Source organism: Nocardia sp. NPDC006630 (assembly GCF_040611495.1).
Taxonomy (GTDB): Bacteria; Actinomycetota; Actinomycetes; order Mycobacteriales; family Mycobacteriaceae; genus Nocardia.
In genome coordinates this window covers 646,948-665,905 of record NZ_JBEXOK010000001.1, presented here as the reverse complement: position 1 = coordinate 665,905, position 18,958 = coordinate 646,948, and the positions used below count along the sequence as shown (strand labels likewise).

Annotated in this window: 16 protein-coding genes; 10 read left to right on the top strand and 6 right to left on the bottom strand. The window is 67.0% G+C overall.

The annotated features are described in order from the left end of the window. Nucleotides 1-101 precede the first annotated feature (101 nt). Both ABZX86_RS02985 and ABZX86_RS02980 read right to left on the bottom strand, forming a co-directional pair. Nucleotides 102-788, bottom strand: a complete 687-nt coding sequence (locus ABZX86_RS02985) for an NUDIX hydrolase (protein WP_355119382.1) — start codon at nucleotides 786-788, stop codon at nucleotides 102-104. Next, entirely contained in the window at nucleotides 778-1,674 is an 897-nt protein-coding gene (locus ABZX86_RS02980; protein ID WP_355119380.1) for a LysR family transcriptional regulator, read from the bottom strand. The genes ABZX86_RS02985 and ABZX86_RS02980 overlap by 11 nt, the downstream gene beginning before the upstream one ends. Nucleotides 1,675-1,765: 91 nt before the next feature. Here ABZX86_RS02980 and ABZX86_RS02975 point away from each other — a divergent pair, with 91 nt between their 5' ends. From ABZX86_RS02975 to ABZX86_RS02960, 4 genes are all read left to right on the top strand, one after another. After that, nucleotides 1,766-2,983: an MFS transporter gene (locus tag ABZX86_RS02975; protein ID WP_355119378.1), complete on the top strand. Its 1,218-nt coding sequence runs from the start codon at nucleotides 1,766-1,768 to the stop codon at nucleotides 2,981-2,983. 120 nt (nucleotides 2,984-3,103) lie between these two features. Further along, complete coding sequence (locus ABZX86_RS02970; protein WP_355119376.1) at nucleotides 3,104-5,065, top strand: glycosyltransferase family 39 protein; 1,962 nt, start codon at nucleotides 3,104-3,106, stop codon at nucleotides 5,063-5,065. A 145-nt stretch (nucleotides 5,066-5,210) separates the two neighbouring features. After that, entirely contained in the window at nucleotides 5,211-6,440 is a 1,230-nt protein-coding gene (locus ABZX86_RS02965) for a cytochrome P450 (RefSeq protein ID WP_355119374.1), read from the top strand. 83 nt (nucleotides 6,441-6,523) lie between these two features. Next, nucleotides 6,524-7,093: a helix-turn-helix domain-containing protein gene (locus ABZX86_RS02960; RefSeq protein ID WP_355119372.1), complete on the top strand. Its 570-nt coding sequence runs from the start codon at nucleotides 6,524-6,526 to the stop codon at nucleotides 7,091-7,093. A gap of 266 nt (nucleotides 7,094-7,359) precedes the next feature. On the opposite strand, the gene ABZX86_RS02955 is transcribed toward ABZX86_RS02960, so the two are convergent. Together ABZX86_RS02955 and ABZX86_RS02950 are read right to left on the bottom strand one after the other, a co-directional pair. Next, nucleotides 7,360-8,277, bottom strand: a complete 918-nt coding sequence (locus ABZX86_RS02955) for an alpha/beta hydrolase (protein WP_355119370.1) — start codon at nucleotides 8,275-8,277, stop codon at nucleotides 7,360-7,362. A gap of 7 nt (nucleotides 8,278-8,284) precedes the next feature. Then, nucleotides 8,285-9,748: an NAD(P)/FAD-dependent oxidoreductase gene (locus ABZX86_RS02950; protein WP_355119368.1), complete on the bottom strand. Its 1,464-nt coding sequence runs from the start codon at nucleotides 9,746-9,748 to the stop codon at nucleotides 8,285-8,287. A 139-nt stretch (nucleotides 9,749-9,887) separates the two neighbouring features. Here ABZX86_RS02950 and ABZX86_RS02945 point away from each other — a divergent pair, with 139 nt between their 5' ends. The 3 genes from ABZX86_RS02945 (at nucleotide 9,888) to ABZX86_RS02935 (ending at nucleotide 13,257) form a co-directional block, all read left to right on the top strand. Beyond that, nucleotides 9,888-10,928: an NAD(P)-dependent alcohol dehydrogenase gene (locus tag ABZX86_RS02945; protein WP_355119367.1), complete on the top strand. Its 1,041-nt coding sequence runs from the start codon at nucleotides 9,888-9,890 to the stop codon at nucleotides 10,926-10,928. Between the two features lie 370 nt (nucleotides 10,929-11,298). After that, the gene (locus tag ABZX86_RS02940) at nucleotides 11,299-12,819 is read left to right on the top strand and encodes an amino acid permease (RefSeq protein WP_355119840.1); all 1,521 of its coding nucleotides are present in this window, start codon (nucleotides 11,299-11,301) and stop codon (nucleotides 12,817-12,819) included. A gap of 150 nt (nucleotides 12,820-12,969) precedes the next feature. Beyond that, the gene (locus ABZX86_RS02935) at nucleotides 12,970-13,257 is read left to right on the top strand and encodes a hypothetical protein (protein WP_327146724.1); all 288 of its coding nucleotides are present in this window, start codon (nucleotides 12,970-12,972) and stop codon (nucleotides 13,255-13,257) included. Between the two features lie 70 nt (nucleotides 13,258-13,327). Here the strand turns inward: ABZX86_RS02935 and ABZX86_RS02930 are convergent, their stop codons facing one another. Then, the gene (locus ABZX86_RS02930; protein ID WP_355119365.1) at nucleotides 13,328-13,960 is read right to left on the bottom strand and encodes a DUF305 domain-containing protein; all 633 of its coding nucleotides are present in this window, start codon (nucleotides 13,958-13,960) and stop codon (nucleotides 13,328-13,330) included. A 114-nt stretch (nucleotides 13,961-14,074) separates the two neighbouring features. Continuing rightward, on the bottom strand, nucleotides 14,075-14,494 hold the full coding sequence (locus tag ABZX86_RS02925) for a DUF6153 family protein (protein ID WP_355119363.1): 420 nt from the start codon (nucleotides 14,492-14,494) through the stop codon (nucleotides 14,075-14,077). A gap of 118 nt (nucleotides 14,495-14,612) precedes the next feature. Here ABZX86_RS02925 and ABZX86_RS02920 point away from each other — a divergent pair, with 118 nt between their 5' ends. From ABZX86_RS02920 to ABZX86_RS02910, 3 genes are all read left to right on the top strand, one after another. Next, nucleotides 14,613-15,530: a ribonuclease Z gene (locus ABZX86_RS02920; RefSeq protein ID WP_355119361.1), complete on the top strand. Its 918-nt coding sequence runs from the start codon at nucleotides 14,613-14,615 to the stop codon at nucleotides 15,528-15,530. 106 nt (nucleotides 15,531-15,636) lie between these two features. Further along, on the top strand, nucleotides 15,637-17,313 hold the full coding sequence (locus tag ABZX86_RS02915; protein WP_355119359.1) for a DUF885 domain-containing protein: 1,677 nt from the start codon (nucleotides 15,637-15,639) through the stop codon (nucleotides 17,311-17,313). 188 nt (nucleotides 17,314-17,501) lie between these two features. Next, the gene (locus ABZX86_RS02910; RefSeq protein WP_355119357.1) at nucleotides 17,502-18,935 is read left to right on the top strand and encodes an MDR family MFS transporter; all 1,434 of its coding nucleotides are present in this window, start codon (nucleotides 17,502-17,504) and stop codon (nucleotides 18,933-18,935) included. Nucleotides 18,936-18,958: the final 23 nt, after the last annotated feature.

Genomic DNA, 18,958 nt, shown 5'->3' with positions numbered 1-18,958 from the left:
GCTCGCGCCGGCAGGCGGTGCGAGGGATCGGGGGAGTCGCGGCGACTCATGATCAACAGTCTGATACCTCAACCCATGTTGAGGTCAAGTGCTCGGTGGAATCACGCCGTCTGCTGCTGATCGAAGACCTGCTCCGGTCGCAGCAGCAATTCCTCGGAAGGCTTCTGGTAGAAGGGAATCGGCCCCTCGGTGAGCCGCGCGGTACGACCCCGCGGTGCGCCCGACCGGTACAACCGCACGAACCCCTGCGCTCCCAGATCGACGGTGCGCGGCAGCGTGCGCGCGGCCAGCCTGTGCAGTTCGTCGTCGCCGCGGAGATACACCGGTCGCGCCCGCAGTCGCGGCCACGCGGCACGGAAGTCGGGATGTAAAGGCAGCGCATCGATTTCGGCCTCGGGCAGCCAGCGCAGTTCATCGCTCTCCCGATCGTGCACGGTCGGGAGCAGGTCCGGGGCATCCGCGACCACGGTGGTGTAGGTCCACCCGCCGATCGCGGTGGTGGAGGCGAGTTCACCGCGCACGATCACCTGCCGGGTGTCGACGCGGGTCTCCTCCCAGGCTTCGCGCAGCGCCGCCTCGACGGCGGATTCATGACTGTCGCGCGCACCGCCGGGGATGGTCCAGGTGCCCCGGGTGTCCGCCCGGCCACGTGCTCTGAGCTGCAAAAGCACTGCGGCGCCGCCGTATTCGTCCATCGGCGCCCGCAGCAGCAGCCCGGCCGCGCCGAATCGGCCCCAGTGCCGGACGCCGTCGAGATCGCGGGACCAGCCGTCGCCGTCACCGCGCATGATGACCCCCTCCGGGGAATACCGCACCGTGGCGCAGGGCGTCCATCACGGTGCGAGCGGCATGGGAGGGCGTGCGCCGGGCATCGTGACCGATGGAGATCTGCCAGGGAATGGGCTCACCGATGCGCTCCGAATACACGATTCCCGGCATGCGCGCGGCAACCGATCGGGCCGTCAGCGTGATACCGAAATTCCGTGCGGCCAACTCCAGCGCGAAGACCTGATCGGCCACCTCGATGACCGGAAGTCGCTGGGGGAAAAGGGTATCGGCAATGGTCCGAATGCCCCAGCCGGGAGCGAAATCGATGAACCGGACATCGGTGAGGTCCGCGGCGCGAAAGGGCCTGCCCGCCAGCGGATGCTCCGGCGCGGTGCACAGCACCAGGGTCTCCGCACTGACCAGGTACTGGGTGATCCCCGGCAGATCCATGGTCGATCCGATCAGGAACGCGATGTCCAGACTGCCGTCGCGCAATCCGGCGATATTGCCCGCCACACCTGAAATGCTCTGTCGCATATGCATTGTCACCTGTGGAAAGTGTTCGTGTAGGTCGGCGATCGCCGCGGCGAGGTCCACACTGTGCACATTCATGAGATTGCCGATCACGACCTCACCGCGCACCTGTCCGTGCGCCGTATCGATCGCATCGACGATATCGCGGCGGGCGCGCAGCATCGACCGCGCCGGTTCGACCATGGCGTGGCCCGCATCGGTGAGCTCGAGTGCGCGCGGCGTGCGGTCGAACAGGCGGGTGCCGAGTTCATGCTCCAGCTTCGCGATGCTCGTCGAGACGGCGGACTGCACCAGATTCAGCTCCTTGGCCGCCGCGGTGAAGGAGCGATGCTCATGACAGGCGAGAAAGCACTCGATCTGGCGGATCTCCATGCCGCGATCCTAAGCCGCTATCGATTTCATAGATAGTGTCATCGAAATTCATCGCTTCCATTGATTGGCAAGGGCGCAGAAGATCGTTCGTGTGACTACCACGCTCGCCCCCGCCGCGACCGCGAAGCTGACCCGTCTGACGGTGCTCGTCTTCGCCCTGACAGCCGGATCCTCGGCCGCCTGCAACTACTATCTGCAGCCGCTGCTGCAGCAGGTCGCCGATGATCTGGGGATCTCGACGGTGGCCGCGAGCCTGCTGGTCAGCGCCGCCCAGATCGGCTATCTGTCCGGCCTGGCCCTGCTGGTGCCGCTCGGCGACTTTCTGAACCGCCGCCGCATGGTTCCGGCGCTGCTGGCCACCTCGGTCGCCGCGCTGCTGGTCTCCGCGGTGGCCCCGAACTTCCCGACACTGCTGATCGCGGTGTTCGCCACCGGCATCACCGCCTCGGCGGCGCAGGTGGTGGTGCCGTGGGCCTCGGCGCTCGCTGATCCGGATCGGCGTGGCGAAATCGTCGGCACGGTGATGAGCGGACTGCTGCTCGGCATTCTGCTGTCGCGCGTGCTGTCCGGTGCGATCGCGCAGTTCGGCGGCTGGCGTACGGTGCTCCTGGTGGCGGCGGGAATTCAACTGCTCATGGCGGTGAGCGTGTACCTGCTGGCGCCGAATACCGCCCCGACCGCACCGAAGGAGCGGTACTCGCAGGTGCTCGCCTCCATCCCCGCGCTCATTCGGACGCATGCGGTACTGCGGCACCGCATGGTCTTCGGATTCATCGGCATGGCCTGCTTTTCGGCGGTGTGGACGGGGCTGGCCTTCCTGCTCGCCGGCGCGCACTCGAGTCCGTATCACTACCCGGAGTTCGTCATCGGCCTGTTCGGTTTCGCCGGTGTGGCGGGCGCGCTGGGCGCACCGGTGGTGGGCCGCCTCGCCGACCGCGGATATCTGCGGCTGGTGACCACACTGATGTGGGGGGTACTGCTGGTCAGCTGGGGTCTGCTGGCCTGGGGCGGCCATCAGGTCGTGGTGCTGATCGTGGCACTGGTGGTGTTCGACTTCGGAATTCAAGGCATTCATCTGTCCAACCAGAGCGCCATCTACGTGCTCGCTCCCGAGGCGCGCAGCAGACTGACGACGGCGTATATGGTCACCTACTTCCTCGGCGGCGTGACGGGTTCGGTGTCAGCGGGAGTGGCCTATCAGGCCGGCGGCTGGCTCCCGGTATGCGAAATGGGTGTGGCGGCAACCATTCTGGGCGCAGCGCTGTGGGCCGTCTTCTCCCGCCGCGCCGGCGTGCGATCAGGGCTGTGACCAGCCACTGATCGCTCACAGGTGACTCCCAGCTCGGCTGGACCCGAACCACACACAACCTGCATATTCTGCGCGAGTCCAGCTCGAAGACGTGTGGAGTAGAAGGAGGGTTCTGCGGGCATGACGGCAGCCATCAGCGTTGCGGAAGAAGAGATATCGGTGGAAGCGGTCCACCGATCGCGGTGGGAGCCGCTGATCTTCGGCCCGCCGGATCGCCCCCGCTGGGAGCGGCCCGGTCTGTTTGCCCTACTGATCGTGACCGCGGTGGTCTACCTGTGGGGACTGGGCGGTGCGGGGTGGACCAATCCGTACTACGCCGCGGCCGTGCAGTCCGGAACCCAGAGCTGGAAGGCGCTGCTGTTCGCCTCGCTGGATCCGCAGAACGCGATCACCGTGGACAAGCCGCCGGCCGCCATGTGGGTCATGGCGTTGTCCGGCCGCGTGTTCGGATTCAATTCGTGGTCCATGCTCGCGCCCGAGGCGCTCATGGGCGTCGCCGCCGTGGGACTGCTGTTCGCCACGGTTCGCCGCTGGGCGGGCCCGGCGGCCGGACTGCTCGCCGGAACCGTGCTCGCGGTTACTCCGGTGGCGGCCATGATGTTTCGCTACGACAATCCCGACGCACTGCTGACCCTGGTACTGGTCGGCGCGGCCTACTGCACGGTGCGGGCCGTCGATGCGCCCGATGCGCGCTGGTGGTCGGAGAGCACCGGCTGGCTGGTCGGCGCGGGCGTGCTGATGGGCCTGGGCTTTCTCACCAAGATGATGCAGGCGTTCCTGGTGCTCCCCGGCCTCGCGCTGGTGGTACTGATCGCCGGTGCGGGCGGAATCCTTTCTCGCATGGCGAAATTGGCGACCGCCGGTGCTGCGCTGGTGGTTTCCGCCGGTTGGTATGTGGCGCTGGTCGAGCTGTGGCCCGCGGATTCGCGGCCCTTCATCGGCGGCTCCACCTCGAACTCGCTGTGGGAGCTGGCAGTTGATTACAACGGCCTCGGCCGGGTCTTCGGCAATCACGGCGGTGGTGGGCATCCCGCCGCCACACCGCAGCCGAAACCTGCCCCGCCGGTGGATGCGGTGGTGGCCTCCGGTGGTGGCCAACCGCGCGGCGGTTTCGGTGGATTCGGTGACAGCCATCCCGGTGTGACCCGGTTGTTCCACGGCGAACTCGCGACCGAATTCTCCTGGCTGCTGCCCGCCGCGCTCATCGCGCTGGTCGCCGGACTGTGGCTCACCCGCCGCGTGGTCCGCACCGACCGGGTGCGCGCCGGACTGGTGCTGTGGGGCGGCTGGCTGCTGGTGACGGCCGCGGTGCTCAGCTATATGAGCCGCTCGTTCCACTCGTACTACTCGGTCATGCTGGCTCCGGCCATTGCCGCGCTGGTCGGCATCGGCGCGACTGGGCTGTGGCAGCGGCGCGATCAGCTCGCGGCCCGAATCACCCTGGCGCTCATGCTGATTGCCACGGGGATCTGGACGTTCGAGCTGCTGCATCGCACGCCCGACTGGCTGCCCTGGTTGCGCTGGAGCATTGCCGCGCTGGCCCTGGCCGCAGCCGCCATGGTGCTGGGCCTGACCAGGTTCCGGCGCTACGGACTGGTGATCGCCGGTGTCGCACTGTTTTCCGCGCTGCTCGGCCCGACCGTGTACACGATGGAGACGGTCGCGCAGACGCAGGCCGGCGGCAGTCCGATCGCGGGCCCGCCACGTCCGTCGCACGGGCAGGGCGGCCGGGACGGCGGCAGCGCCGATCCGCAGCTCGACGGTCTCATCACCGCCGCGAACAACCGCTGGGCCGCCGCCGCGGTCGGGGCCTCACAGGTCAGTGCCATCGAATTGCGCACGGGCGCCTCGCTGTTGGCCGTGGGCGGCTTCAGCGGCCGGGACGAATCCCCGACGCTCGCACAGTTCCAGAGTTATGTGGCCGATCATCAGGTGGGCTACTACCTGGTCCCGCAGCGCAAGCAGGACGGAGGCTGGCACTCGGATACGGAGTCGACCTCGGCGCAGATCACCGCCTGGGTCAAGGCCAACTTCCCGGTGACGATGCTGGGCAATATGGAGGTCTACCGCCTCGATACCTAGCCGTATGAGGACCGGCCGCTCCCGCTGACTTATCCAGCCGGGCGGCCGGTTTTTCATTTCCCGGTTCGGCTTGTCCCAGGCCGACAGCAGTCATCTTCTGGAACATGTTCTAGACAAAGTACATCTTTTGTCTTACGGTCGGTTCATGAGTTCAATGGCGTCTCAGGAAGTGCGTTTCGAGCTGATGTCGGGGGATACCTGGCGTGATCCCTGGCCGATGTACGCGGCCCTGCGGGAACACGATCCGGTGCATCGCGTGGTCCCCGGTGACCGGGAAACAGACGACTTCTATGTGCTCTCACGCCATGAGGACGTGTACGCCGCGGCGCGCGACCCCGAGACCTTCTCCTCCGCCTCCGGGCTGACCGTGGATTACATGAGTCTCGAGGCGGCGGGTATTCCGATCAAGCCGTTCGTCTTCATGGACCCGCCCGAGCACACCGACTTCCGGCGCCGGGTCGCGGCGGGATTCACACCGCGCCAGGTGAATTCGGTGGAACCGGCGGTGCGGGCCTTCGTCGTGGAACGCCTCGAGCGGCTGCGCAGGGCCGGGTCCGGGGATATCGTCGGTGAGCTGTTCAAGCCGCTGCCGACCATGGTCGTGGCGCACTATCTCGGTGTGCCGGAGGCGGATCAGGGCAAGTTCGACGAGTGGACCTATGCCATCGTCGGCGGCGCCATCGACGGCGCGAAGATCGCCGCGGGTGGCGAATTGCCCTCTGCCGTAGGCGAAATGGTGGGCTACTTCGCGGAGCTCATCGCACGCCGCCGCGCCGAGCCCGGCGATGACACCATCTCGCATCTGCTCGCCTCGGGACTCGGTGAAGACGGTGACAACGAGGGAATTCTGGCCATTCTCGGCTTCGCCTTCACCATGATCACCGGCGGAAACGACACCACCACTGGCAATCTCGGCGGAGCGGTGCAGCTGCTGGAGCAGTACCCCGAGCAGCGGCGACTGCTGGTCGAGAATCCGGAGCTCATCCCCGATGCGGTGGAGGAATTCCTGCGCATGACCTCGCCCGTGCAGGGGCTGGCCCGCGCCGCCACCCGGGATGTGGAGCTGCACGAAACCACCATCCCCGCCGGCCGCAAGGTGCTGCTGCTGTACGGATCCGCCAATCGCGATGAGCGGGAATTCGGCTCCACCGCAGGCGAACTCGATGTGCGCCGCAATCCCAAGCGGATCATGACCTTCAGCCACGGGCATCACCACTGCCTGGGTGCGGCCGCCGCGCGGATGCAGGCGCGGGTGGCGCTGGAAGAGCTGCTCACCCGCTGCCCCGACTTCTCCGTCGACCTCGAGAATGTCACCTGGTCCAACGGAAACTACGTGCGCTGGCCCATGAGCGTGCCGTTCCAGGCGACCGCCTGAGCAGTACGACCCACGGTGCACGGCGGCGGGAGCCGCCGCATCGGTAGTCTCGACCGGATGTGTATTCGAGGAGGGGAGGTGGCATGAGCCGGGACTGGTTGTCCGATGATCGCGCCGACCTCGCCGCCGAACGCATACTCGACGCCGCGGCCGCGCTCTTCGCCGAGCGCGGCGTCACCGCCGTCGGCATGGGCGATATCGCCAAGGCCGCGGGCTGCTCACGCGCCACCCTGTACCGATACTTCGACAATCGGCAGGCGGTGCGGCTGGCCTTCGTGCATCGCGAAACCCGCCGCATCGCGGCGCGCATCGCGGCGCAGGCCCGCATCACCGACGATCCGGGCGAATGGGTGGTCGGCGCCATGCTCGCGGCGGTGCGTGAGGTGCGCGCGGACCCCTTGCTCATCGCCTGGTTCCGGCCCGGTGAGGCCGGGTCGGCCGGACGCATCAGCCAGGATTCCGCTGTTGTCGAATCTATTGCGGCAGGCCTCTTCACACCAATGGGCCGCACCGACCCGGAGCGTAGCCGTCTCGCGCGCTGGCTCACCCGGATCATCGTCTCGCTGCTCTCCGCGCCGGGTCGCGACGATGCCGAAGAGCGCGCCATGCTCGAGGAATTCGTCGCCCCGACAATCTCCCGCGTCATCGCCTGAACCACACCGGCTGAGATCGCGAACCCGGTGTCCTGCCGACCTGCCACCCGGGTGTGCTGCCGACCTGTCAACCCGGTGTGCTGCCGACCTGTCAACCCGGTGTGCTGCGGACCCGTCATCCGGGTGTGCTGCGGACCCGTCATCCGGGTGTGCTGCAGACTCGTCATCCCGGCGCGTTTTTGGCCGGGATCCACCGGAACCGGTGCGAGCGCTATCGGTGTGGACCCCGGCCGAACCCATGCCGGGATGACGGGGGGATTCGGGCGCTAGCTGGTGGCGCGGTAGCCGGTGCGGTGGCCGTAGATGCCCTCGGTGAGCATGGCGGCCAGGTCTCGGGTGGCGTCTCGGCCGGACTTCATGGGCATGGCGTGGAAGACGTGCCAGACCTTGCGGTATTCGCGATGTCGCAGGGGGACACCGAGTTCGGTGGCGCGGGCGGCGAGGCGGCGGGCGTCGCCGGAGAGCGGATCCTCGCCGGCCGAGTGGACCACTATGGGCGGTAGTCCCGTGAGGTCGCGGTAGAGCGGGGAGAGGGCGTGGCGCTGGGCCGCGGGGATTCCCGGGAGGTAGGCGTCGAGGAACTGCTCGATGACCTTCGGGGTGATCAGCGGTTCCCGGGTCGGGCCGCAGTGGAACGCGGCGGAGTCGGGGGAGAAGTCCAGCACCGGGCAGATTAGGCCGAGAATCGCAGGGGCGGGCAGGTTTTCGTCGCGTATGCGCATCCCCGCCTCCAGTGCCAGGCCGCCGCCCGCCGAATCACCGGCCACCGCAATGCGTTCGGCGGGGATGCCGCGCTCCAGCAGTTCGCGGTACGCGGCCACGGCGTCGTCGATCGGTGCCGGGTGGGGATGTTCAGGCGCGAGCCGGTAGTCCAGCGCGTAGACGGTGGTGCCCATCTCGAGCGCGAGGGCGCCGGTCAGCGGGCGCATCATGCGGGCGCTGCCGATGACGTAGCCGCCGCCGTGCAGGTAGAGCACTGCGGCATCGGCGGGAGCGCCCGGGGGCGTGAGGATTTCGACCGGCAGGTCCGCCAGCTGGGCCGAGGTCACCACGACCGTGCGCGGTGCCCGCGCGTTGGCGGTGGTCGTTTCGGCGCGGCGGCGGGCCAGCTCCCAATCGGGCGCCGCGGCGAACCAGTACCGCCCGAGTAGCCGGGAAGTGAAGCGCAACAGGGATTTCAGCACGAGGTACTCATTTCCGGCTCATGATCTGACGGTTCAGGTGGTAGTCGACCGGATCGGGCGCGCGGCGAATGAGCTTCTCGTACCGGCCCGGACTCCACGGCCACAGCTCGGGCAGTCCGTCCTTACCCAGGTACCAGCTCTGGCAACCGGTGGTCCACACTGTGCTCGGGGCGGCGGCGCGCATCTGCGCATTGTAGCGATCGGTGGCGGCGTGCGTCGGCGACACGGTTGCGAATTCGCCTGTGCGCCAACGCCGCAACCAGCTCACAATGCGGAAGGACTGGGCCTCGGCGACGGCGGTGAGCGGATGATTGGCGAAGGGACTGTGCGGGCCGACCAGCATGAAGAAGTTCGGGAAGTCCGGCATCATGACGCCCTCGAAGGCGCGCGGGCCGTCCGCCCAGGCCTGATCGAGGGTGCGCTCACCGGCACCGGTGATCGCCATCGGACGCATATAGGCGTGTGAATCGAATCCTGTTGCCAGCACCAGGATATCGAGCTCATGCCGCTGCCCATCCGCGGTGACGACGCCGTTCTCGAGCACCTGCGCGATACCGCTGGTGACCAGCTCGACATCCGGGCGCTGTACGGCGGCGTAGAAGCGATCCGACACCACCAGGCGTTTGCACATGGCCTGGTAATCCGGCGTCAGCTTGCGCCGCAGCTCAGGATCCTTGACGGACTTCAGGTTTCGCTCCACCACCCACTGAATGAGCCTGCGGATTCGGCCCTCGTGCACCAGGCCCTGCGAGAAGGCCGCGAAGAACGCGCGATTCATGTGATAGGCAGCCGAGCCGAGTACGGGCAGTCGGCGGTGCACCCGCTTGGCCAGCTCCGAATACGGTTTGTTGACCGTCGGCAGTATCCACTGCGGAGTCCGCTGGAACATCACGACTTTCGGCACCTGCCCGGCCAGTGCGCTCACCAGCTGGGTGCCGGTCGAGCCGGTGCCGATCACGCCGACGCGCTTACCGGTCAGGTCGACCTCGTGATCCCAGCGGGACGAATGCATGACAGGTCCGGCGAAATCGTCCAGCCCCGCAATGGCCGGTCGATTCGGGTGATGCAGGAATCCCGTTGCGCACATGACGAAGTCGAAGCGCTCCACCTCGCCGCCGGCCAGCGTGACCTGCCAGCCGTTGTCCTCGAACCGCGCGCCGACCACCTGGGCGCCGAATCTGGTGTGGCGCTGCAAGCCTTGATCGCGCGCCACCCGGGCCAGGTAGTCCTTGATCTCCGGACCGCCCGAATACAGCTGTGACCATTCGGGATTCATAGCGAAGGTGAATTGGTAGTAGCGCGACGGCACATCGCACACCAGGCCCGGGTAGGTGTTGTCGCGCCAGGTGCCGCCGTAGTCCGCGGCCTTCTCGAAGAGGGTGAAATCGGTGAATCCAGCCCGCTGCAGTGCGACGCCCATCGCAATGCCGGAGATCCCGGCGCCGACGATGGCGATCCGCGGTTCGTTCATGGCACCGCAGCCTAGGTGCGCATCCGGCCGTTCGGAAGACTTTTCCGAATATCAGTAGACATTCCGTTAGTGGCTAGACGCAATGTAAAGCGAGTGCTACGTTGTGCGACAGATCACAAGCTCGAGCCAAGGAACAACTATGCGAGCACTCCAGTGGACCGGTCCCGAAAAAGTCGCGGTCAATGACATCCCGGTCCCCGATATCGGACCGAACGACCTGCTGCTGCGGGTCGGCGCGGCCGGCGTCTGCCATTCGGACCTGACCCTGGTCAACTTCCCGTACCAGTTGCGCGAAGATCCGCTCACCCTCGGCCACGAGATCGCGGGCACCATCGAGGCCATCGGCTCCGATGTCAGCGGTCGCGATATCGGCGAACGCGGTCTGGTGTACCTGTTCTGGACCTGCGGGGTCTGCCGCGAATGTGTCAGCGGCAATGAGAACGTCTGCATTGCCGCCGGTCGCACCGCCATGCCGCCGTGCCCCGGCCTCACCATCGAGGGCGGTATGGCGGAGTACGTCCGCATTCCGGCCACCTCGTTCGTGCCGATCGGTGATCTGGACTTCCTGCAGGCCGCGCCCGTCGCCGACGCCGCGCTGACCGCGTATCACGCCATTCGCGGCGCGCGAGATGTGCTGCGGCCCGGTGGAACCGCCCTCGCCATCGGCATCGGCGGCCTCGGGCATGTGGCCGTGCAGATCCTGCGCGCCATCAGCGGTGTGCGGGTGATCGCGGTGGATGTGGCTCAGGAAAAGCTCGACCTGGCCGCCACATGCGGTGCGGACCTCGGCCTTCTGGTCGGCGACGACACCGCCGGGGAGATCTTGGAGCTGACCGGCGGCCGTGGCGCCGAAGCCGTCTTCGACTTCGTCGGTGTGGACGCCACCGCCAAGCTGGCGGTGGAAACCGTGGCGCCCAACGGCGCCTATCGCATGGTCGGAATCGGCGGCGGCGCACCGGAAATCACCTCCGGCCCGGCCGGTGGACCGGGCTGGCCCTGGGGCGCCTCGGTGCGAAAGTCCCTGGGCGGCACTCGAAGTGACCTCTACGACTGCGTCGGCCTGGCCCAGGCGGGGCTGCTGCACATGGAGGTCGAGCGCTTCGATCTCGCCGACGGTCCGGAAGCCCTGCAGCGCTTGGACAAAGGTCAGATCCGGGGCCGCGCGGTTCTCGTCCCCTGATCGTCGATCCTCGCCGGGCTCGGCGGCGGCAGAAAACTGCCGCCGCCGAGCCCGTTGTCATGTGTGGGAAGGGGGAGATGCGATCGATTCCGGCGATTCGTTCGACGATGTGCGGGTACCCGTCACCCATGCCAATCCGGCCAATGTTGTCCGCCAAGTTGCTGAACTGGTTCGTACCAGTTGGTGATACGGTGCGATGTGACGCCGACAACTCAGGTCTCGCCCCGAGACCGAGAGCACTGACCGGGGCAGGACCAGGGTTTCTGTCTGCCGGTTGCATGCGATGGCGAAGGAATCAGGCACCGGGCCGTGATGGCCTGGTGCCAACTGCATTGTTGCCGCGAAGCCAGATAGAGGAGACATAGTGGCGATATCGGACCCGCAGCCGGATGTGTCAGGCCCGCCCGCCGGCCGCACCACCGGACTGTTCCGCACCAAGTCCGTCGAGCAGTCCCTGCGCGACACCGACGAGCCGGATGCCAAACTCCGCAAAGACCTGACCTCGTGGGACCTCACCATTTTCGGTGTCGCGGTGGTGGTCGGCGCCGGTATCTTCACCCTCACCGCGCGCACCGCCGGCCAGATGGCCGGACCCGCGGTTTCGCTGGCCTTCGTCTTCGCCGCCGTGGCCTGCGGCCTGGCCGCGCTCTGCTACGCCGAATTCGCCTCGACCGTGCCGGTGGCCGGTAGTGCGTACACCTTCTCCTACGCCACCTTCGGTGAACTGATCGCCTGGATCATCGGCTGGGACCTCATCCTGGAATTCGCGCTCGGCACCTCCGTCGTCGCCAAGGGCTGGTCGCAGTACCTCGGCACGGTCATGGGCGACCGTCCCGCGATCTGGCACTTCGGCTCGATCAAATTCGATTGGGGCGCAGTACTTCTCATCGCGATCCTGGCCGTGCTGCTCGCCATGGGCACCAAGCTGTCCTCGCGGGTCTCGGCGGTCGCGGTCGCCATCAAACTGGCCGTCATCGCACTGGTGGTCGTGGTCGGCCTGACTTACTTCAAGGCCTCCAATCTCAAGCCGTTCATCCCGAAATCGGTGCCCAACACCGGCGCCGAAACGAGCAAACTGCATCAGACGCTGTTCCAGCTCGTCACCGGCGGCGGCCACAGCAGCTTCGGCTGGTACGGCCTGCTGGCGGCGGCCAGCATCGTATTCTTCGCCTTCATCGGCTTCGACGTGGTCGCCACCGCGGCCGAGGAGACCAAGGACCCGCAGCGCAATGTGCCGCGCGGCATTCTCGGCTCGCTGGCCATCGTCACCGTGCTCTATGTGGCGGTATCGCTGGTCCTGACCGGCATGGTGCCCTATACCGATCTGCAGGGTGAGGACGCCACCCTCGCCACGGCTTTCGCGGTGCACGGGGTCACCTGGGCCAAGAACATCATCTCCATCGGTGCGCTGGCCGGTCTGACCACCGTCGTCATGGTGTTGTTCCTCGGCCAGACCCGCGTGCTGTTCGCCATGTCGCGTGACGGGCTCATGCCGCGCAAGCTGGCCAAGACCGGCTCCCGGGGCACCCCGGTCCGCATTACCGCCATCGTCGGCGTCATCTGCGCGGTGCTGGCCGGATTCGTGGACTTCGGCACCCTCGAGGAGATGGTCAATATCGGCACGCTCTTCGCGTTCGTGCTGGTGTCGCTCGGCGTGATCGTGCTCCGCCGCACCCGCCCCGATCTGAAGCGTGGCTTCCGGGTGCCGCTGGTGCCGTTCGTGCCGATCCTGGCGGTCATCGCCTGCGCCTGGCTCATGTTCAACCTGTCGGTGGAGACCTGGCTGCGGTTCGTCATCTGGATGGCCGTCGGGTTCGCCGTGTACTTCCTCTACGGCCGCAAGCATTCGCTGCTCGGCCGGGCGAATGCGGAAGTTGCCAAAAATCAGTAGCTGATCGGCTGCTCGAGTTCGGTGCCGGTGGTGTGTCGTCATGACTCGACCTGGCCGGATGAGGTGTAATGACTCCAACTAGTGAGAGTTGCGACACAAGATCCGCCCCACCAGCACCACCTCAGCATCCGAGAGGAACCGATCGTGAGCATGCTCCTCGCTATGCACGAGACGTACACGACCGTTGTCGCGCAGATCGGCAACCCGACACCGGAGACCCCGCCGGTGGCGGACAAGCTGATGAAGCTGGTCCGGTACTTCACCTGGTTCACCATGCTCTCCGGTGTCACCGCCATCACCTACGGCGGCGGCCGGTTCGCCTGGGAGAAGTGGAGCGGCGGCGGTCTCGAATCGCCGAAGATGGTGGCCGGAGCCATGATCGGCGGCGCCACCGCCACCAGTGCCGGAACGATTATGAATACGGTCATCGGCAACTGACCGCGGCCGCGATGCGAAGCAGCGCACGGGTGCACCGGAGAACCGGTGCACCCGTTGCCATTTCGGGTGCCTACCGGGCGAGCATGGTGTTCATCTGATCGATCTCGGCCTGCTGGCCGGTGACGATCGCCTGGGCCATGGCCTTCGCATCGGCGTTCGTGCCGCTCGCGAGTTCGGTATTCGCCATGGCGATCGCGCCCTGGTGATGCTCGATCATCATCTGCATCCACTGCTTGTCGAAATCGGGGCCCGACAGGGCTTCGAGGGACTTCATCTGATCGGCCGACATCATCCCGGCCATGCCCTCGTGGCCCATCGTGGCGCTGGGCGCACCCTTGCCGAAAGCCTCCAGCAGCGTTGTCATCTGCTGCATCTCCGGCGCCTGCGCCTGCTCCACATTCTTGGCGAGGGTGATCAACTGCTGATTCTGGGAGCGGCTCGGGACCAGCTTCGCCATGTCCACCGCCTGTGCATGATGCGGGTACATCATCTGCAAGAAGGTGACATCGGCATCGTTGAAATCGCTGCGGGTGGCGGGCTGGGGCGCCGTGCTCGTGGCGGCGCCGTGATCCATGCCGGACATGGATGCGGTGCTGGTCGTGGCGGGGGTCGAGGACGGATCGTCGGTGCTGCAGCCCGCGGCGATCAGGGCCACTGCGGCGGTGCCCGCGACGACGGCGAACTTGATACGGGTGGTGAACATGGTTGTGCTCCTTGGTGATTGCTCGAGAACCTGGTGATAGGCATGCGAAGACCCGGGGGAGTGGGCATGCGAAAACCCGCGTCCGCGTGCGTGATACGCGGCAGCGGCGGTCCATCAGACGCGCAGAATCGCCAATTCGGCCAAAGAGAGCACCGTCCACGGTGGCGGACGGGCGCGGTGCGGGCTCGATCGCCGCACCTTGGTGGCAGGGGTATCGCGCCGGCGGAGACGGAGCCGGCCCAGCAGGGCCAGGCCGAGCGTCATCAGGAGCGTGGTGAGTACGAAGAGACAGCCGTGCATTCCGGCGTGGCCGCTGTCGCACTCGCCACCGGGGCAGCCGGGCATGGTCGTGGTGTGCTCGGCGCTCATCGCGCCCGCGCCCGCGACCATGGCGGAGTCCGTGACGACGGTGGACTCGTGGTGGCTCGAACCCATACCGAAAATCACCGAATGCATGATCGCGATTCCGGCGAGCAGGGTGAACAGCCCGAATGCCCGGATGTACCGGGTTTCGTGTGCCTGCTGTTCCACCACGGCGGCCATTCTAATACCCCCGCCTGGTATCTCCGGAGGGCGCGCCCGGGGCGTTCTGGTGGCGCGCCCGGAACGGCACTGCCCGGAGCAGAGGCGGACCGGACGTTAGTCTGACGCCGTGTCACAGCGCGAACTGGTCATTCTGGGAACAGCCAGCCAAGTACCGACCAAACAGCGCAACCACAATGGATATCTATTGCGCTGGGACGGCGAAGGACTGCTCTTCGATCCGGGGGAGGGCACCCAGCGGCAGATGATCTACGCGGGGGTATCGGCCACCGATCTCACTCGCATCGGCATCACCCACTTTCACGGTGATCACAGCCTCGGACTGGCCGGGGTTGTACAGCGCATCAGCCTCGACAAGGTGCCGCATCCGGTGGACGTCTACTACCCGGCCTCCGGTGAGCAGTATTTCCAGCGGCTGTGCAGCTCCACCTCGTACCACCAGACCGGGGATCTGCGGCCGCACCCGATCACCGCGGCCGGTGAACTACCCGGGCCCGCAGCGCCTTTCGCGCTGCATACGGCGCCGCTGTCACATCCGGTGGAGGCCTTCGGCTATCGGCTCACCGAACCCGACGGGCGCCGCATCGTTCCGGAGCGGCTGCGGGAGTTCGGGCTCTCCGGGCCCGTGGTCGGGAAATTGCAGCGGGACGGCGAGGTGGAATTCGACGGGCGGACCGTCCGGCTCGACGAGGTCAGTGAGCTGCGGCGGGGGCAGAGCTTCGCATTCGTCATGGATACGCGGCTGTGCGCGGGTGTGCATGAATTGGCCGCGGGGGTGGACATGCTGGTCATCGAGGCCACCTTTGTGGATGCCGATACGCATCTCGCTACGGAATTCGGTCATTTGACGGCGGGGCAGGCAGGGGCGGTGGCTGCGCGCGCGCAGGTGCGGACGCTGGTGCTCACGCATTTCTCGCAGCGGTATCGGACGCTCGATGTGCATTTGGCGGAGGCGCGGGCGCAGTTCGACGGTGAGATCGTGGTGGCCGAGGATCTGATGCGGATTCCGCTGCCGCCGCGCCGCTGATCGATCCGGGCGGGCGTCGCGGCGGGTTCGGGTTGGGCGAAACCTGTGGGGTGCGAAGTTCGCGGCGGCATTCCAGGGTGCGGCGGGGACGGGCATGATGGGTCGCATGGATGCGCACGAGGAACTGATCGCTCTTGCCGACCGGTATTGGGACGCCATGCTGCAGGCGGCGCCCAGTGAGGCAACACTGTTGGGGGACAGGCGATTCGACGATCGGATCGAGGATCTGTCGGAGGCCGCCGAGCAGCGGCTGCTCGGTACCTGGCGGGAGTTGCTGACCGAGGTCGACGCCCTCGATCCCGCGGGGCTGACTGCCGAGGACCAGGTCACCCGCAGTCTGCTGCGCACCGAGCTGGCCTCCGCCGCAGCCAATCTGGAATGGCGGCCGATCGAGCTGGCCTCCGACCAGATGACCGGCGTGCACGCGAGTCTGCTCACCATGGCTCCGCAGCTCAATGCGCCGGAGCCGGAGAATGCGCTGAAGTTGGTGCAGCGCTATCGGCAGTTCGGTCAGCTGCTGGATCAGGCCGTGCAGCGGTTCCGCGCCGGGCTGGCCGCCGGGCGCACCCCGGCGCGCATCGCCATCGAACGTTCGCTCAATCAGCTGGACGGGTACCTGGCCTCGGATATTGCGTCCGACCCGTTTGTCACCTTCCCCGGCCCGCCGAACTGGGACGGCGAAACCGCCTGGCGCGCAGACCTGGCCGAGGTCGCACGCGATGTCATCCGGCCCGCCTTCCGCGCCTACCGGGATGTGCTCGCCGACGAGCTGCTCCCGGCCGCGCGCTCCGATGAGCAGCCCGGGCTGTGCTGGCTCGGTGAGGACGGCGCGAATATCTATCGCACCCTGCTGCGTCAGCACACCACCCTGTCCGATCTGGGCGCGGACGAGATCCATCAGCTCGGGCTCGACGAATTGGACGGGCTGCGTACCGAATACGCCGAGGTGGGCGGCCGGCTCTTCGGTCGCACCGACCTCGGCGAGATCTTCGCCCGGCTGCGCGAGGACTCCGGGCTGCGCTACGGCGACGGCGAGGAGATCATGGTCGATGCGCGGCAGTGCCTGGCCGCCGCACAGGCCGAGATGGGGAACTGGTTCGGCCGGCTGCCTCGCGAGTCCTGCGACATTCTTCCCGTACCGGAATTCCTGGCGGCCGATGCACCCGCGGCCTACTACTTCCCGCCTGCCGCCGACGGTTCCCGCCCCGGCGCGTATTTCGTCAACCAGCATGATCCCAAGGGCCGCAATAGGTATGAGACCGCCTCGGTCGCCTATCACGAGGCCATCCCCGGCCATCACCTGCAGCTCACCATTGCCAATGAGCTCGACCACCTGCCCCGCTTCCAGCGTATGTCGTTCTCCAATACCGCCTTCGTGGAGGGCTGGGCGCTCTACACCGAACGCCTCGCCGACGAAATGGGCTTGTACCCAGACGATCTCACCCGCATCGGCATGCTGGCCGCCGACTCCTGGCGCTCCTGCCGCCTGGTCGTCGACACCGGCCTGCATGCCAAGGGCTGGACCCGACAACAGGCCATCGACTTCATGATCGCCAACGCCCCCGTCGGCGTAGACGAAATCCGCACCGAGGTGGACCGTTACATCGCCATGCCCGGCCAAGCCGTCGCCTACAAGGTCGGCCAGCTGGAAATCCGCCGCCAACGCGCCGCCGCCGAACAACGCCTAGGCCCCGCCTTCGACATCAAAACCTTCCACGACAAGGTCCTGGGCTCCGGCTCCGTAAGCCTCCCCGTCCTCCGAAACCTGGTCGCCACCCTCTGATCCCAGGCATGAGCCATGCCCGGCCGTCCGTCGCGCCGGGGGAGGGCCTGACGGGGAAGGGGCGGGTGTGATTCTCTGATCGGGGAGCTCGGGCGATTTGTCGGTTACCGCGGTTGCGGGCTGGGCTCTCGGCGGATTTGGAATAGGCGCGGGTGCACGGTGTTCGACTTGATTGTCGGGTCGAGGTGATGAGGGGGTTGCTGGTGACTGCTACCGAATCGGCGGCGGCGGTGGGGTTGCGGTCGGAGCGGGGGCCGGTGTTGGGGGCCATTATGTTGGCTACCTCGCTGGTGGCGCTGGACTCGACTGTTATTGCCACCGCGGTGCTGACGATTACCGATCAGCTCGGGGGGTTTGCGCAATTCCCGTGGCTGTTCAGTATTTATCTGCTGGCGCAGGCGGTGACGGTGCCGGTGTACGGGAAGCTCGCCGATATGGTGGGGCGGAAGCCGGTGATGCTCTTCGGGATTGCGGTGTTCGCGCTGGGTTCGCTGCTGTGCGGGCTGGCCACCAGCATGCTGGGACTCATTGTCTTTCGGGCGGTGCAGGGGATCGGCGCGGGTGCGGTGGGGCCGATGGCCATCACCATTGCCGGCGATATCTACACCGTTCAGGAGCGGGCGAAGGTGCAGGCCTATCTGGCCAGCGTCTGGGCGGCCTCCTCGGTGCTCGGCCCACTGCTCGGCGGGGTGTTCTCCGAATACATCAGCTGGCGCTGGATTTTCCTGATCAATCTGCCGCTGGCCGCGGTGGCGGCCTGGATGATCCTGCGGAAGTTCACCGAAAGCGCACCGCGGCAACGGCATCGCATCGACTATCTCGGGGCGGTGCTGCTGACAGTCGGAGCGGGCGGGCTCATGCTGGCGCTGCTGGAGGGCGGGCAGGCGTGGGCGTGGACCTCGCCGGCCAGCATCGCGCTCTTCGCGGCGGGCCTGCTGGTGCTGATCCTGTTCGGTCTCGTCGAGCGCCGGGCCGCGAATCCGATTCTGCCGCTGTGGGTTCTCACCCGCCGGGTGCTGGTGGCCAGCAGTCTGGTCTCGCTGCTCGTCGGCGCGGTACTGCTCGGCCTCACCTCGTATGTGCCGACCTTCGCGCAGAGTGTGCTCGGCACCGGTGCGCTGGTCGCCGGGCTGACGGTCGGAGCACTCACACTGGGCTGGCCCATGACCGCCTCGCAGGCCGGAAAGGTGTACCTGCGCATAGGTTTCCGCGCGACCTCGCTCATCGGCAGTGTGCTCGCGGCCCTCGGCGCGGCCACGCTCCTGCTGGTGAACGAGGGCTCCACCCTGCTACAGGTGGCACTGGGCTGCTTCATTGTCGGCGCGGGCATGGGCCTGGTGGCCAGCCCCACTCTCATTGCCGCACAGTCCAGTGTCGAATGGTCCGAGCGCGGCGTGGTCACCTCCACCAATATGTTCGCCCGCTCGCTGGGCAGCGCACTCGGCGTGGCGCTCTTCGGCGCGCTGGTGAATTCCCGCATCGGCCGCACCGATCATCCAGCTCCGCAGGATCTCTCGCCCGCGATCCACCTGGTCTTCCTCGGCGTCGCGGCCATGGCGGTGGTCATGATCGCGGCGGCGGCCACGATGCCGCGAAACCGATCGGCTGGGCTGCAAAACTGATCGGTTTGGTTTGTCCGTTTTGG